Consider the following 16,089-nt stretch of genomic DNA (forward strand, 5'->3'; position numbering starts at 1 on the left):
GGATGCACCGGATCTTCACCACGAGCGTCGCGTCGGTCTACCCGCACTACGTCGCCAAGGTGGAGCGCAAGGGCCGGACGCAGGCCGAGCTCGACGAGGTCATCGAGTGGCTCACCGGCTTCGACGAGGGGGCGCTCCAGACGCACCTCGACAACGGGACGACCTTCGAAGGCTTCTTCGCCGACGCCACCCTCAACCCGCACGTCGACCAGATCACCGGATCGGTGTGCGGCGTGAAGGTGCAGGAGGTCGAGGACCCGCTGATGCGCCGCATCCGCTACCTCGACAAGCTCGTCGACGAGCTCGCCAAGGGGCGGCCGATGGAGAAGGTGCTGCGGGGCTGAGCCGGCTCAGCGCACGTCGAAGACGATCGTCTTGACCGGGTTGTCGAACTCGGTGGTGCGCAGGGAGACCTGCACCTCCCACGCGCCGGCGGTGGGGATCACCACGTCGCCGGAGTAGACGCCCGGACCCTGGTTGCTCAGCGACACCGCGCCGAGGTCGACGCCGTCCGTCGACAGGCTGAGCCGCGGCGCCTCGAAGCCCTCCGCAGGGCGGCCCGCGTCGTCGGTCAGCTCGATCGTCACCGTGGTCGGCCCGACCGCGACCGGCTCGAGGGTGACCTCACCCGTCAGCTCGCCGAGCTCGACGGACTCCCCCGCGCTGGCCGCACCCGGGCTCGAGGCATCGGCCGCGACCGCGACCTCGGGGCTCCGGTCGACGAGGAAGCCGGTCACCAGCAGCACGGCGACCAGGACGCCGGCCTCGGCGAGCGTCGTACGGACGAGGAGGCCGGCGGCGTCGCGGCGCTCGCGCCGACGGGACGCGTCACGGAGCCCCGGGAGCAGGGAGAACCGGTTCCACGCCGCGATCGCGACGGCGACCAGGACAAGCAGGAACTTGACGAGCAGCAGCCCGCCGTAGCCGGTGTCGAGCAGCGCGCCCCACGAGCCGGCGATCCGCCAGGCGCCGAGCGTGCCGGTGACCAGCAGCACCGCCAGCACGGCGGACGCACAGGTCGAGAACCGGCTCAGCGCCACCGCGCCAGAGTCGTCACGGGCCGCGAGGTCGGCCAGCACGAGCGCGACCGCCACGAGCCCACCGAGCCACACCGCGCCGGCGACGAGGTGGAGCACGTCGACGGCGACCACGAGCGCCTCCGGCGAGGCCGCCCGGGTGTGCCCGGTGAAGGCGGGCGCGGCGAGCGCAACCACGCACCCCGCGAGCACGAGCGCCCGGCGGGCACCGTCGGGCTCGCGCACCGGGAGGGCGAGGGCGACGAGCACCAGCCCAGCGACCACCGCGGCAGGTACGACGTACTCCATCGGCGCCAGGGCCGACCAGGTCGAGCCGTCGCCGAGCGCCGAGGCGCCCACGCCGAGCTGGTAGAGCGCGACGAGCGGCACGGCGAGGAGCCACCCCAGCGCGGCCAGCCCGGCGGCGGGACGCACGGCGGCACGCAGCCGCCGGCGCGACCCGTCGGCGTCGCGTCCGGCGGGCAGGAACAGCACCGCGAAGATGGCGGCCCCGGTCGCAACCAGCAGCCCGAGGTAGCCCAGCCAGCGGACCACGCTGAGGGGCAGCGGTGCGGTGGTGTCGGCGTCCGCGCTCGTGGTCGGTACGTCGACGACGTCGCTCGGCGCTCCCACCGAGAAGGTGAGCGAGCCGCCGATCGGGTGGCCGTCCTCCGACACGAGGCGCCAGACGACCACGAGCGTGCCCTCATCCACCTCCTCGTCGAGGTGGACCACCAGCTCGGCGTCGCGGACGGTCGCGGACGAGGCCACCTCCTCCCCCGTCGCGTCGAAGACCCGGATGCCGGCCGGCACCCCGATCACCGACTCGTTGAAGGTGAAGGTGACGTCGTCGGGCGCCGTGTCGAGGACGGCACCCTCCACCGGGTCGGTGCCGATCAGGGTCGCGTGGGCGGAGGCGGGCGCAGCGGCACCGAGCAGCAGCACGCACGCCAGCGGCAGCAGGAGGAGCCACCCGGCCGCCCGCCGGACCACAACGGAGGTCATGCGCGTCGGCGGCGCAGCGCCAGGACCCCACCGCTGGCCACGCATCCGGCGGCGACCAGCCCCACGGCGCCCAGGGTCATCAGGCGCTCGGAGCGGGCGCCGGCGGTCACCACGATCACCGGCGCGGGCATCTCCAGCTGCTCGCGGCTGGCCTCGTCGGCGGCCACCTCGGTCCAGGCGGCCTCACTGCCCTCGCAGCGCTGCACGACGGGGAAGACGAGCGTCACGCCCGCCTCCTCGGGCAGGCGGACGGAGAACTGCACCGCGTCCTCGACACCGTCGAGCAGCGGGTCGTCGGTGCGGTAGGTGAGGGTGCCGTCGGCATGATCGGCCTCCCAGCGCTCGGTGCTCGCGGCCTCGACCTCACTGACCTGATCGGGCATCCGGACGGCGACCTCGGTCGTGGCCGAGCCTTCGCAGCCGTGCGGCACCACGAGGCGTACGAGCGCGGTCGAGCCCGCGGTCGTGCTCGAGGGAGAAAGCGTCACGTGCGCCGCCGCCGGAGCCGCCACCACGAGGAGCACCGCGCCGGCCGCAGCGGCGCCGAGGCTCGCGCGCGTGCCGTTCATGGGCGCTCCAGTGGGGGGTCAGGAGGAGGTCGGGGGTGACGAGGGTGACCGTGCTCACACAACCAGCCTGTCGAACTGTTGTCAAGGATGTGAACTGGGCGTACGGTGATTCAAGTCACTGAATCCAGGTCCCGCGTGTGAACGCGCACCGAGCGGCCGCCCCAGAAAGGGATCCATCCCATGCCCAACATCACCGTCGAGCTGCTGCGCGGCCGCACCCTCGAGCAGCGTCGGGACTTCGCGAAGGCCGTGGCCGACAGCGCCGTGGAGATCCTCGGCGCCCGTCGCCAGGACGTCCGCATGGTCTTCACCGAGATCACCGCCGACATCGTCGCCAACGGCGGGGTCCTCGCCAGCGAGGACGACAGCCGGGCCGGCGTGGTCGCCGCCCTCGCGGACGACTGAGCGGCTCTCGCCAGACCGACACGCAGCGCGGGCCCGGAGGATCATCCTCCGGGCCCGCGCTGTTGCTGTGCCTACCGCTTGCGGTTCGACTTCTTCTTGGTCACCTTGACGGTGGCCGTGTCGACCACCTTCTCGGCGAGGTCGCTGCCGAGGTAGGTGACGGTCAGGCGGAGCTTGCCCTTCGTGGCCTTGGGCAGCTTGACGACCACCTTGCCGTTGACCAGCGTCCCGGTGACCGTCCCACCTCCCTTGACCGCGACGGAGACCTTGCCGGTGACCGGCACGCCGTCGGGAGCCGTGAGGGAGACCTTCACGGCCGCCTTCTTGCCCTTCTTGACGGTGTCGGGCACCTTGACGGTCATCCGCGGCACGACCTTCTCCACGACCACCTGCACCTGGGCGGACGACGCCTTGTGGGCACTGTCGCCGAGGTAGCGCAGGGTGAGCTGGTGGGTGCCGGGCAGGAGGCCCTTGGCCGCCAGCTCCAGACGCGCCTGACCGGAGGCCAGGGTGCCGGACGCGAGCACCTGCGTGCCGTCCGCCAGCTCGACCTTGCCGGTCGCCGCTGCCGGGGAGACCCCGACCGCGACCGAGCCGACCGTGCCGTAGGTGAAGGGTGCCGAGGCGCCCGCCACCGCGGAGGCTGCCGGCCCGTCGCCCGAACCGCCGGCCGGCTTCACGGTGATCCTGACCGTGGCGATGCCGGAGGTGGCGGTGCCGTCGCTCACCCGGTAGGTGAACGTGTCCTTGCCGGTGAAGCCACCGTCCGGCTTGTAGGTGAACCCTCCGTTGCCGGCCAGGACCACCGACCCGTTGATCGGGTCGCTGAGCTTGGTGGCGGTGAGGCTGTCACCGTCGGCGTCGGTGTCGTTGCCGAGCACGCCCGGCGCACCCAGCACCAGCTCCTGACCGGCGATGACCTCGTAGGCGTTGTCCACCGCGACCGGCGCCGCGTTGGGCTTCTCCCCCACCGTGATGGTCACGGTGGTGGGCGCGGACGCGGACGTGCCGTCGTACGCCGTGTAGGTGAAGGTGGTCGTGCCCACGAAGTCGGCGTCGGGCGTGTAGGTGAACGAGCCGTTGGCAGCCATCGTCACGACTCCGTCGGCCGGCTGGGTGAGCCCAGTGGCGGTGAGGGTGTCGCCCTCGGCGTCGGTGTCGTTGGCGAGGACGCCGGGGGCTTCGACGACGAGCGCCTGACCCTCCGTCGTCGTGTAGGTGTCGTCGACACCGACCGGCGCCCGGTTGACGTCGCCCTCGAACAGCTCCAGGACGTCGGCGGCAGTGAGCTCGTAGCCGTAGATCCGGAAGTCGTCCTGCTGCTCGGTCGGACGCGGGTCGTTCCAGCTGCCGTTGCCGATGTAGTTGGCGGTGGTGCCGCCGTCACCGATGTCCCCGATGGTGACCGGGACGTTGTCCCGCACACCACCGTTGGTCTGCAGCACGCCGTTGAAGTAGATCTTCACGGTCGTGCCACCGCCGGTGGGCGAGGGGCCGAGCGTCACGGCGACGTGCGTCCACTGGTTCAGCGGCAGGTCGGCGGTGCCGTTCAGCTGGGTGCGGTACTGCTCGCCGTTGTTCATCCGCATCGTCACCGCGAAGCCGCGGTTGCCGTTGTCGGTCTCCGACTGGAGCAGGAGGAACTCCGTCGTGTCCTTGCCGATCTGGACGTGGGTGGTCCAGTTGGGCAGGGCCGTGGGACGGATCCAGGTGGAGACGGTCATCTCCTCGTCCATGCCGAACGTGATGTCGTTCGGGAGCTGGACGTGGCCCTGGCCGGGCAGGTTCACGCCGGCGCCGTACTTGCCGGTCGGCGTCCAGCCGGCGTTGCCCTGCAGCGTGGCGTTGCCGATGGCCGGGTCGGACCCGGAGTTGACCGACGTGGTGCCCGAGCCCTCGTCGAACTTGTAGTGCACCGGCACGCCCTCGCCGACCGGAGGCCGGGAGACGGTGTGCTGGGCCGTGCCGACCGAGTCGCGCCACCCGGCGGCCGCGACGAAGCGGACCTCGATGGCGTGCTGGCGCGGGGCCAGCGTGACCGGCGGGAACGAGACCTGGCCGTGGGTGACGGTGACCTGGCTCCCCACGCTCTCGCCGTCGATCCAGAGCTCTGCGACACCCGTCGGGTTGGCGTCGGCCGAGTCCTTCACCGTCGCCGACACCGTGATGGGGGCGTTGAACTCCGACGGGGATGCGGGCGAGGTGGCGACCGTGGTGGTCGTGCCGAGCGCGCTGCCGTCGGCGTACAGGCCGGAGACGTCAGCGGCCGACAGGGCCGTGGTCCAGAGGCGTACGTCGTCCATCAGTCCGTCGAACGCCGGGTCGGGGTAGCCGTTGCGACCCAGCCAGTTGTTCGTCGTCGGACCGACGTCGGTCATCGTCAGCGTCAGGTCGGTGCGCTGGGCGATCTGCTGACCGTTGAGGTAGAGCGTGCCGACGGCACCCTGTCGCGTGAAGACGACGTGGTTCCACTGGTTGGCCGTGACGTCCTTGGTCGGAGTGGCGTAGACCCGCTCCTGGACGTTGCTGCCCTTCTTCTTGAACGTCGCTGCGAGCCCGGTCCCGCCGGGGGCGGCGTCGGTCTGCATCTGGATCTGGAAGAAGCTGCCTGCGTCGCCCAGGCCGTCACCGATGTGGAACAGGTTGATCCAGTTCCCCTTGGTGTCGGGCCGGACCCAGAAGGAGGTCGTGAAGCTCGCCTCGTCCTGGAGCAGGTTGTCGGGCAGGTCGACCGTGTTGGCGTTGTTGCCGCCCTTCAGGTCGAGCGCGCCACCGTTGATGCCGGTCGTGCTCCAACCGGAGGTGCCGACCAGCGTGGCGTCGCCGACGGTGATGTCCGAGCCGGTGTTGGCAGCGGTCGTGCCGGCGCCCTCCTCGAACTCGTACCTCACCTGGGCGTCGGCGCTCCCGAGCCCCGAGCCGACGACCACGAGGTCGTCGACCACCAGGGTCGCGCCCGGTCCGCCGCCTGCAAGCGTCAGGTCCTGCTGCCGCGCGGCGGCGGTGAAGGTCCCGACGTAGGTGTCGAAGGCGGTGGTGGACGACCTGTCGGTGGTCGCCGACAGCGTGCTGGTGAGGTCACCGACCGACAGCGTCGCCGTGCCGGGCCCGGTCCCCGTGGAACGGCTGTCGCGGGCGTAGCGCAGGGACACGCGGTACTGCTTGCCCACGTCGAGACCCTTGAGCGTGCGGGTCAGGCTGCCGTTGGTGCCGAGTGAGAGGTGGTAGCCCGTGCTGCCGAGGCCGCGCATGCTGGCCGCGTTGGAGCGAACCAGCTGCACCTCGCCGTCCACCGTCCACGGCGACATCCGGCTGCTGCCGGCGCCCACCTGGGCGGTGTCGGGGTAGGAGCTGATGGACAGGAAGTTGGCCGGGAGCCGCGGGTACTCGAACTGGTCGACGACCGCGGGGGCCGGCGAGTCCATCTTCACCTGCGGGTCGAGCTGCACGATGTTCGCGACCGACGGCACGCCGTCGCTCCACACGAAGACCATGTAGGCCCCGGGCGGGGCGTAGTTGGCGTCGGCCGGCGAGTCGATGCTCACCGTGCCACCGCTCTGCGTGAAGTCCAGGTCCTGGAAGTTCTGGTCGTTGTTGAAGCCGTGGGTGACCGAACCGTTGCGGACCAGGGTGACGCGCTCGACGGGCTTGTCGGACGACACCGAGAACGTGCCGTCGTAGCCGATCTTCTTCGGGGCGTTCGTGACGACGGGTCGCGTCGCCGGCTGGTTGCCGTCAAAGAGGTACGTCGGCGAGTAGTACTGCACGTCGGTGTAGTTGTGCGGACCGGGCGCGCCGCCACCGCCGACCATGATCCTGCCGTCGGGAAGGAGCAGCGCGGTCGAGTGGTAGAGACGGGCGTGCTCCTCGGGCACGTCGACCTCGGTCCACTGCGAGCCGCTCGCGGCCTCCGGGTCCCAGATCTCCGGGTTGGTGACGTAGCCGGCCTGGCCGTTGTTGTCGCGCGAGCCGCCGGTGACGAGGACCCTGCCATCGGGCATGACGGTCGAGGACGCCCAGTGGCGGCCGTACTTCATCGGGTCGGTCGCGGTGACGACCGGGTCAGCGGTGCCGCCGGAGATGTCGACGGTGAAGCCGGCGCGCGCGCCGGCGGGGCCGCCGCCGTTGGCCCACCAGCCGCCACCGACCTGCAGGATCTTGCCGGGTCGGTACATCGTGGCGGTCGAGGTGGCGCCGACCGGGTTGCCGAGGTCGCCCTGGTTGCCCGTGCCGTTGCCCAGCGTGCCGCGCAGCGTGATCGAGCCGGCGCCACCGTCGGCGCTCGGGTCGAGCTCGGACATCTGGGTGCCGGAGATGTTGAACACGTGGCCGTTGGTTGGGGCCACGAAGGCACGCGGGTACCACCAGCGGTTCTCGTCGGGCTGGCCGTTCTGGGCGTCGCCGTAGGCCGCCGAGCTGGTCGCACCGGTGAGGAGCTTCCAGGAGTTGCCCTGCGAGGGGTCGTAGAGCTCGGGCGTCAGCACGCCCGGGCCACCGGGGCCGCCACGCAGCGAGCCGCCCTGGACCACGACCGAGCCGCTCGGGAGGGTCGTGCCCGTGGGGTACCAGCGCGGGTAGTTCATCGGTGCCTCGTTCTTGAGGCCCTTGCCGCTGGAGTAGCTGGTCACGCCGATCGCGGCGTCGTTGGGCGCGTTGCCGCCCAGGCCGTCGTCACCGCCGACCGTGAAGGTCGAGCGGCGGTGCGGCATCTGCACCTGCATGGAGCAGAACAGATCGGTGTAGGTCGCGTTGGGGATCACGCCCGCGACGAGGTTGCCGACCGTGCGGACCACCTTCGGGTCCCAGACGTCGATCTGCGTCTGGCCGCCCTGGGTGACGCAGTCGTTGCCGCTGTAGTCGTAGAGGTTGTTGTCGGTGCACCCGGGGGCGGCGACCGATCCGAAGGACTGGACCTTGCCGTCCGCGGTAAGGGCGGCGTTGATCGGCATCACCGGCCACGGCGTGACGTCGCTCCACGAGCCCTGCTCGTCCTTCTGGGGCGGCGAGCAGTCCGCGGGCAGCAGCGCGGCGGAATAGGCGATGCCGTTGCGCAGCTGGGCGCGCACGAAGTCGTCGGCCTGGTTGTCGTTGGCGTTCGCGCCGTCGTCGGCCGCGGTGTAGGCGGAGGCGTGGTGGCCCAGCGAGGAGTACCACGAACGGCCCTGGTCGATGGTCTGGCACCACGTCACCGGGTGGGAGGTGCCCTCCTCACCGACGCGCGTGCCGGGGGCGTACGACGACTCGTCGACCGACACCAGCGTGCGCACGTTCTGCGTCGGGTTGACGTCCCACTCGTACCACTCGTCGGTGTAGGAGAGGGACGACGGGAGTCCGGCCGTCAGCGCGTTGGTGGCGTCGGTGACGTTCACGGTGCCGCGCTGGCCGCCGGCCGGCTCGGGGTGGCCGGTCGCGGCCGCGCCGACGAGGCGGTGGTAGAAGGGGTTCACGTCGTGCTCGGTCTGGTCGGGCGACCAGCCGGTGTAGTGGATGCCGACGAAGCCGCCGCCACCGCGGATGTAGGCCTCGAGCGCGGTGCGCTGGTCGGGGGTGAACAGCACGCCCGCGGTATGGGCGAAGACCAGGACGTCCTTGGTGGCCAGGTTCTCCGGGGTGAACGCGGCGGCGGCGTTGGTCGTCTCCTGGATGTCGGCGACGGCCTGGGCCGGGTCGCCGGTGTTGCCGTCCAGCTCGTACTGGGCCGCGAGGGAGTTGGACAGCTCCCGGACCGCGGCGCGGGTGTTGGCCACCGAGCCGTGCACGCCGTCGCCGCTGGAGAACAGCAGGACGCGCAGCACGTCGTCGTCGCCGGGGGCGGCGGACGCGGGGGCGGTGGTGACGGCCGACAGCGGCAGCGCGACGGCCACCGCGGCCGTCACGGCCACGAGGTGCGCTGACGCACGGCGGAGGCGGCTCGCGTGCCGCCCGCGTGCAGAACTGCGTAGCAGGTTCATCTTCGTTCCCTTGGCTCGACTGGTCAGAGCTCGGCGGGCGGCGGGTGCGGGCAGCGCTCACGGAGACGTGTGGTGGAGACAGGACTGAACGTATGACGCCCGTCACACAGAGTCAAGAACTCTGTCCAGAATCGTGAACGCAATGGAGATGTGGTTCAGATACATGAAAACAGGTCTGGGTGGCCGATCCCCCGCACGGGGCCGGACCACCCAGACCTGGTCTGGGGGTGGTGGTGCTGTGCAGAAACGTGTGCGACTAGCGGCGCACGCGCGCGCTGCCGCCGCCGGCGAGCGCGCGCACCTCCGCGGCCGTGGCCATCGAGGTGTCACCGGGCGTGGTCATCGCGAGCGCGCCGTGGGCGGCGCCGAGCTCGAGGGCCTGCTGCAGGGGCTCGCCCTCCAGCAGGCCGTAGACCAACCCGGAGGCGAAGCCGTCGCCGCCGCCGACCCGGTCGAAGATCCCGAGGTGGTCACGCGGGGCCGAGGCGAGCACACCCGTGTCCGGCGACCAGGCGATCGCCTGCCAGTCGTTGTCGCTGGCGGTGTGGACCGTGCGCAGGGTCGTGGCGATGACCTTGAACCACGGCATCTTCTCCGCGACCGTGCCGACCATCGCCTCGAAGCTGTCCATCGGCAGCGCGCTGAGGTTCTCGTCGACGTGGGCGACCTCGAAGCCGAGCGCGGCCGTGAAGTCCTCCTCGTTGCCGATCATCACGTCGACGTGCCCGGCGAGCCGGGTGTTGACGTCACGGGCGAACTCGGTGCCCCCGATCCCCGCCCACAGGCTGGGGCGGTAGTTGAGGTCGAAGGACACCACCGTGCCGTGCTTCTGCGCGGCCGCCATCGCCTCCTCGGCCACGGCTGCGGCGTTCTCCGACAGTGCGGCGTAGATGCCACCGGTGTGCAGCCAACGCACGCCACGACGGCCGAAGAGGTCGTCCCAGTCCACGGCGCCCGGCTTCATCTGGGCGATCGCGGTGTTGGCGCGGTCGGAGACCCCGACCGCACCCCGGACGCCGTAGCCGCGCTCGGTGAAGTTCAGGCCGTTGCGCACGGTGCGGCCGATGCCGTCGTACGACTCCCAGCGGATCAGCGAGGTGTCCACGCCGCCCTGCATGATCAGGTTCTCGACGAGGTGGCCGATCTCGTTGTCGGCCAGGGCGGTGACGACGCCGGCGCGCTTGCCGAAGACCTTCCGCATGCCGCGGGCGACGTTGTACTCACCGCCGCCCTCCCACGCCTCGAACCGGCGGGCGGTGCGGATGCGGCCCTCCCCCGGGTCCAGGCGCAGCATCACCTCGCCGAGCGCGACGATGTCGAGCTCGCACTCCTCGGCGGGTCGGGTCTCGATGCTCATGCGGTGGCTCCTCGGAGTTCAGGCTGCAGAGAGTCGTGGGCGTAGAGGGCGGTGGAGGCGGCGCAGCGGCTGGCGACCTCGTCCCAGCGCTCGTCTCTGAGCAGGTCGCCCGCGACCATCCAGCTGCCGCCGACGGCGGCGACGGACGGGTGCGCGAGGTAGGCCGGTGCCGTGTCGACGGTGATGCCGCCGGTGGGCATGAAGCGCACCTGCGGGAAGGCCGCGGCCAGCGCCTTGATCGTGGGCAGCCCGCCGTTGGCCTCGGCCGGGAAGAACTTCACGGTGTCGAGGCCCAGGTCGAGCGCCTGCATGATCTCGCTGGGCGTGCTGATCCCCGGGACGACGGGCACGCCCGCCTCCTGGCACCGTCGTACGACGGCAGCGCTGAGGCCGGGCGAGACGATGAACTTCGCACCCGCCTCGAGCGCCTCGTCGACCTGGCGCGCGGTGAGGACCGTGCCGGCGCCCACGACGAGCTCGTCGGTGTCGGCAAGCCGGCGCAGGACGGCCGCGGCCTCGGGCGTGCGGAAGGTCGCCTCGGCGACGGGCAGTCCGCCCGTCACGAGGGCGCTGCCCAGCGCATCGGCCCTGGCTGGGTCGTCCAGGACGACCACCGGGACGATCCGGTGGCCGCCCAGGACGTCTGTGGGGCTCCCGCTCATCGGAGCTCGGCGATGACGGTCTTGAGCTCGGTGTAGTCGTCGAGACCGAAGGAGCCGAGCTCGCGACCCCAGCCGGACTGCTTGAAGCCACCACGGGGCAGCGTCACGTCGTCGGCGTGCCAGGTGTTGAGCCAGACCGTGCCGGCGCGCAGCTTGCTGCCGACACGGTGCGCGGTGCCGAGGTCCTTGGACCAGACGCCGGCGGCGAGGCCGTAGACAGTGTTGTTGGCCGCGGCGACGACCTCGTCCTCGGTGTCGAACGGGATGGCGGTGATGACCGGGCCGAAGATCTCGTCGGTCTGCACGGCCATGTCCTCGGTGACCCCGGTGATGAGGGTCGGCGAGAAGAAGTAGCCCTTCTCGGCGGCCCGGTCGGGACTGCCCGCGACGAGGTTGGCGCCGTCCTTGACCGCACCGGCGACGTAGCCCATGACCTTCTCGTGCTGCTCCTGCGAGACCAGCGGGCCCATGGTGGTGTCGGCGTCGAAGCCGTTGCCGACCTTGATCGCCTTGGCCGCCGCCGCGACGCCCTCGATGACCTGGTCGAAGACGTCGCGCTGGACGTAGAGGCGCGAGCCGTTGACGCAGCACTGGCCCTCGTTGAAGTAGCCAGCGAGCGCGGCGCCCGCGATGGCCGCCTCGAGGTCGGCGTCGTTGAAGATGATGTTGGGCGCCTTGCCGCCGAGCTCGAGCGAGACCTTCTTGAGGTTCTTCGAGGCGCCGGCCGCGATCTTCTTGCCGACCTCGGTGGACCCGGTGAAGGCGACCTTGTCGACGTCGAAGTGGTCGACGAGGGCGGCACCCGCGTCGCCGAAGCCGGGCAGCACGTTGACGACACCGGCGGGGACGCCGGCCTCGAGCAGCAGCTGGCCGAGGTAGAGCGCGGTGAGCGGGGTCTGCTCGGCGGGCTTGAGGACGACGGTGTTGCCGGCGGTGATCGACGGGATGACCTTGAACGCCGCCATGGTGAGCGGGAAGTTCCAGGGCACGATGCCGGCGACGACGCCGATGGCCTCGCGACGGGTGTAGGCGTGGAACTCACGGCCCGGCACCGACATCGGGATGGTGGTGCCCTCCATCTTGGTGGCCCAGCCGGCGAAGTAGCGGAACAGCTCGGCGGCCACGCCGGCGTCTCCGCGGGCGGAGGCGAGGCTCTTGCCGTTGTCGAGGGACTCGAGCTGGGCGAACTCCTCGATGCGCTCGTCGATCATGTCGCCGATGCGCCAGAGCAGGTGGGAGCGGTCGCGCGGGGTCATCTTCGACCACGGCGAACCGGCCTCGAAGGCGTTGCGCGCGGCCACGACGGCGCGGTCGGCGTCGACGGCCGACGCCTGGGCGACCTTGACGAGGACCTCCTCGGTCGCGGGGTTCAGGGTGTCGAAGGTCTGGCCGTCCTTGGCGTCGACCCACTCGCCGTCGATCAGCAGCTGACGGGGCGAGGAGAGGAACGAGGAGACGGCGGGCAGGAGCTGGGAGCTCAGCTGGGACTCGGTGGTCATGAGAAGCCTTCCGGGGTGCGGGGTGCTGGGATCAGTGGTGGAGAGGTCTGGTCGGCCGCGACTACTTGATGATCGCCACCTTCGACCGGTCGAGGGTCAGCGCGACGGCGGCGACGATGATCGCGCCGTAGAGGATCTGCTCCCAGGCCGACGGCACGCCCACGATCGGCAGGCCGACGCGCAGGAGGGTGACCACGAGGGCACCCGCGAGGCTGCGCCAGAGGGAGCCGTGGCCGCCCGTGATCGCCGTACCTCCGACGACGATCGCGGCGACCGCGGGAAGCAGGAGGTTGTCGGCCATGGTCGGGCTGCCGCTGAAGTTGCGGGACGCGAGCATGACGGCGGCGAGGCCGGCGCAGGCGCCGGAGATGGTGAACGCCGCGACCTTGACCAGGTCGACGGGCGTGCCGGCCAGCCGGGCGGCGGACTCGGAGTAGCCGGTGGCACGCACGAAGCTCTCCAGCGGGGTGAGCTTGACGACCAGCGAGACCACCGCGACCACGAGCAGCGCCACGAAGAACGACATCGGGACGTAGCCGGCGACGTAGAGGCTGAGCCACTTGGTGGCGTCGCGGTCCACGACGCGGATCGGGCCGGCGTCGGAGATCACCAGTGCGACGGCGGAGAAGATGCTCATGCCGCCGAGCGTCACGACGAACGACGGGATCCGGAGCAGCACGTGGGCGATGCCCTGGACGGCTCCGATCGCGCCGGCGGCCGCGATGACCGCGAGGATCGTGAGGCCGCCGAGGTCGGGCAGCCACATCGCGAAGAACACCGTCGAGAGCGAGCAGAGCGCGGCGATCGAGAGGTCGATGCCACCGCACAGCACGACCAGCGTCGCCCCCGCAGCCAGTACGACGAGGGGTGCTGAGGTGCGCACCGCCGCGGTGAGGCTGCGCTGGGTCAGGAAGTCCCGGTCGGCGATCGTCAACGCGGCGAGCAGCGCGACGAGCGCGATCACCGGCATGAACGAGGTGATCCGCTGCCCGACGGTGGGACCGCCCTTGACGATCGCGGCCTCGGCGGCCGGGTTCGATGCGGGGTCGGCGATGACGGGGGTGCTCATCTCAGACCATCTCCTTCACCAGGTCGAGCGGGGTCGGCTTGCCACCCGAGGGGCACGCGACCTCCTTGGTCGCCCGGCCGTCGCTCATCACGATGATCCGGTCGGACATGCCGATGGCCTCCTCGAGGCTGTCGGCGAGCAGCACGGTGGCCACGCCGCTGTTGGCGAGCTCGCGCATCAGGCGGTAGACCTCCGAGCGGGCGCCGATGTCGAGGCCGCGGGTCGGGTGGTCGAGCAGCAGGAGCCGGATGTCGCCGGCCACCAGCCAGCGGGCGAGGACGACCTTCTGCTGGTTGCCGCCGGACAGGCGACCGATCTGGGTGCCGCGGTGCGGGGTGCGGATCGAGAGGCGCTCGATCCACGTGTCGACCAGGCTCGCCTGCTTCTGCGGGACGACCATCGGGCCGGCGCAGCGCGACTTCTGCTTGGTCAGCGTCATGTTGTCGGCGACCGACATCGGCCCGACCATGCCCTCGATCTTGCGCTCGGCGGGGACGTAGCCGACCCCGGAGGCGACCGCGGCACGGGTGCCGGACAGGTCGAGCTTCTCGCCGTCGAGGGTCACCTCGCCGGCCAGCGTCGGCTCGGCGCCGAACAGCGCGCGGCAGACGTCCTCACGACCGGAGCCGTGCACGCCGACGATGCCGACGATCTCGCCGGCGCGGACCTCCAGGTCGACGTCACGGAAGCTCTTGCCGGCGAGGCCCTTCACCACCAGGCGCGGGCGGGCAGGCTCGTCGGAGCGCTCGGCGAGGCCGTCGTGGTAGTGGTCGTCGGACCCGGTGGAGCCGATCATCATGCGGTGCAGCTCGGAGGGCACGGCGCCCGCGGTGGACACCTCCCCCACGGACTGTCCGCCGCGCAGCACGGTCACGCGGTCGCAGACGTCGAGGACCTCGTCGAGGCGGTGCGAGACGAAGATGACGGACGCGAACTCGCGCAGACGTCGTACCTGCGTGAAGAGGGTCTCGATCTCCTTGCCCTCGAGCACCGAGGTGGGCTCGTCGAGGATGATCACGGGCGGGTTGGAGGTGCGCTCCTCGATGCGGAGCACCTTGGCGATCTCCACCATCTGGCGCTCGGCGAACGACAGCGTGTCGGTGCGGGCCAGCGGGTCGATGTGCGAGCCGATCTTGTCGAGCTGCTCCTGGGCCATCCGGCGGAGGGTGTCCCAGCGGTAGATGCCGCGGCGCACGCCCTTGCCCTCGCTGCCGAGGACGATGTTCTCGGCGGCAGTGAGGTTGGGCACCAGCGACTGCTCCTGGAAGACCATGCCGATGCCGTGGTCGGCGGCGTCGACGACGCTCTTGAGCCGGACCTTCTCACCGCGCACCCAGATCTCGCCGGCGTCGGGCCGGACCAGGCCGACCAGCGCCTTGAGGAGGGTGGACTTGCCGGCACCGTTCTCGCCGGCGAGGCCGAGCACCTCGTTGCGGCGCACCACCAGGTCGACGCCGTCGAGCGCCTTGACGCCCGGGTAGTGCTTGACCAGGCCGCGCACCTCGAGGGCGTTGACCGGGGCCGGTGCCACCGACTCGGGGCGGGCCTGCACGTGGGTGGTCACTTCGTCACCTGGTTCCTACGACGCTGGGGGATGACCGCGGCCGAGACGGCCGCGACGACGATGAGTCCCTGGACACCGCCCTGCCAGTAGGGGCTGACCCCGACCTGGACGAGGCCGTTGGTGAGGACGGTGACGAGGAGGACGCCGACCGCGGAGTGGAGCACTCCCCCGCGACCGCCGGTGAGCAGCGTGCCGCCGACGACGGCGGCGGTGATCGCCGCGAAGTCGTAGCCCTTGCCCGCCTGGACGAGGCCGGCGCTGAGCTGGCTGGTGACCATCACCCCGGCCAGCCCGTAGAACGCGCCGGCGAGGGTGAACACGGCGACCTTGTAGGGGGCGACCTTCACCCCGGACAGCGCGAGCACCTCCTCGGCGCCGCCGATGGCGTACGCATAGCGGCCCAGGCGCGAGTAGCGCTGGATGAGCCAGCCGATGAGCACGCAGACCATGGCGATCCAGGTCAGGTAGGCCAGGCCGAGGAAGCGGTTGACCGCCCAGCCGTGGAGCACCTCGTCGGAGATGTTGGGCTGCACGCCGGCGAACATGAGGGTCGCGACGCCGAGCCCGACCGCGGAGACGCCGAGCGTGGTCATGAACGACGGCACCTTGAGGCTGACCAGCGCCATGCCGCTCACGCACCCGAGGCCCGCGCCGAGCAGGACCGCAACGAGGACCCCGAGAAGTCCCCAGTCGTTGCCGTTGCGGTTGTTGGCGACCAGGAGGGCCACCGCGATCGCGGAGGCTCCCATCACGCCGGGCACCGAGAGGTCGATCGACCCCATCATCAGCACGAAGGTGATGCCGCAGGCCACGACGGCGAGGACCGCCGCCGCGTCCATGATGTTCTGCACGTTGCCGACCGTGCGGAAGTCTGAGCTCAGCACGGAGAAGATGCCGAAGATGACGACCAGTGCGATCGGGGGACCTGCGTCCCGGAGAGACACCCCCCGCCGAGGCCGGGGGCGCGGCGCGACCACTGCGTCGGTGTCGGC

11 protein-coding genes are annotated in these 16,089 nt (G+C 71.1%); 2 read left to right on the plus strand and 9 right to left on the minus strand.

All coding sequences use genetic code 11. The annotated features are described in order from the left end of the window. The first annotated feature begins 2 nt into the window (after positions 1–2). Positions 3–344 carry a DUF2200 domain-containing protein gene (locus J2X46_RS01380; protein ID WP_310245958.1) on the plus strand — a complete coding sequence of 114 codons (342 nt, stop codon included), beginning with the start codon at positions 3–5 and terminating at the stop codon, positions 342–344. Positions 345–350: 6 nt separating this feature from the next. On the opposite strand, the gene J2X46_RS01385 is transcribed toward J2X46_RS01380, so the two are convergent. Next, positions 351–2,021, minus strand: coding sequence for a CopD family protein (locus J2X46_RS01385; protein WP_310245960.1), 1,671 nt, complete (start codon positions 2,019–2,021; stop codon positions 351–353). Next, positions 2,018–2,590 carry a DUF1775 domain-containing protein gene (locus J2X46_RS01390; protein WP_310245962.1) on the minus strand — a complete coding sequence of 191 codons (573 nt, stop codon included), beginning with the start codon at positions 2,588–2,590 and terminating at the stop codon, positions 2,018–2,020. Before J2X46_RS01390 ends, J2X46_RS01385 begins: the two co-directional genes overlap by 4 nt. A gap of 180 nt (positions 2,591–2,770) precedes the next feature. Between J2X46_RS01390 and J2X46_RS01395 the strand changes: the two genes are divergently transcribed. Next, positions 2,771–2,995: a tautomerase family protein gene (locus tag J2X46_RS01395; RefSeq protein ID WP_310245964.1), complete on the plus strand. Its 225-nt coding sequence runs from the start codon at positions 2,771–2,773 to the stop codon at positions 2,993–2,995. A 71-nt stretch (positions 2,996–3,066) separates the two neighbouring features. Here the strand turns inward: J2X46_RS01395 and J2X46_RS01400 are convergent, their stop codons facing one another. The 7 genes from J2X46_RS01400 to J2X46_RS01430 all read right to left on the minus strand — a co-directional run bounded on the left by J2X46_RS01400 (position 3,067) and on the right by J2X46_RS01430 (position 16,041). Further along, positions 3,067–8,871 carry a LamG-like jellyroll fold domain-containing protein gene (locus J2X46_RS01400; RefSeq protein ID WP_310245967.1) on the minus strand — a complete coding sequence of 1,935 codons (5,805 nt, stop codon included), beginning with the start codon at positions 8,869–8,871 and terminating at the stop codon, positions 3,067–3,069. Between the two features lie 331 nt (positions 8,872–9,202). Then, positions 9,203–10,303: a sugar kinase gene (locus J2X46_RS01405; RefSeq protein ID WP_310245969.1), complete on the minus strand. Its 1,101-nt coding sequence runs from the start codon at positions 10,301–10,303 to the stop codon at positions 9,203–9,205. Beyond that, the gene (gene eda / locus J2X46_RS01410; protein WP_310245970.1) at positions 10,300–10,965 is read right to left on the minus strand and encodes a bifunctional 4-hydroxy-2-oxoglutarate aldolase/2-dehydro-3-deoxy-phosphogluconate aldolase; all 666 of its coding nucleotides are present in this window, start codon (positions 10,963–10,965) and stop codon (positions 10,300–10,302) included. Before eda ends, J2X46_RS01405 begins: the two co-directional genes overlap by 4 nt. Beyond that, positions 10,962–12,464: an aldehyde dehydrogenase family protein gene (locus J2X46_RS01415; RefSeq protein WP_310245972.1), complete on the minus strand. Its 1,503-nt coding sequence runs from the start codon at positions 12,462–12,464 to the stop codon at positions 10,962–10,964. The genes eda and J2X46_RS01415 overlap by 4 nt, the downstream gene beginning before the upstream one ends. 61 nt (positions 12,465–12,525) lie before the next feature. Further along, positions 12,526–13,533, minus strand: coding sequence for an ABC transporter permease (locus tag J2X46_RS01420; protein ID WP_310245974.1), 1,008 nt, complete (start codon positions 13,531–13,533; stop codon positions 12,526–12,528). Position 13,534: 1 nt separating this feature from the next. Beyond that, positions 13,535–15,097, minus strand: coding sequence for a sugar ABC transporter ATP-binding protein (locus J2X46_RS01425; RefSeq protein WP_310245977.1), 1,563 nt, complete (start codon positions 15,095–15,097; stop codon positions 13,535–13,537). After that, positions 15,094–16,041, minus strand: a complete 948-nt coding sequence (locus J2X46_RS01430) for an ABC transporter permease (protein WP_310245979.1) — start codon at positions 16,039–16,041, stop codon at positions 15,094–15,096. The genes J2X46_RS01425 and J2X46_RS01430 overlap by 4 nt, the downstream gene beginning before the upstream one ends. Positions 16,042–16,089 lie beyond the last annotated feature (48 nt).

The organism is Nocardioides sp. BE266 (assembly GCF_031457855.1).
Classification (GTDB): Bacteria; Actinomycetota; Actinomycetes; order Propionibacteriales; family Nocardioidaceae; genus Nocardioides.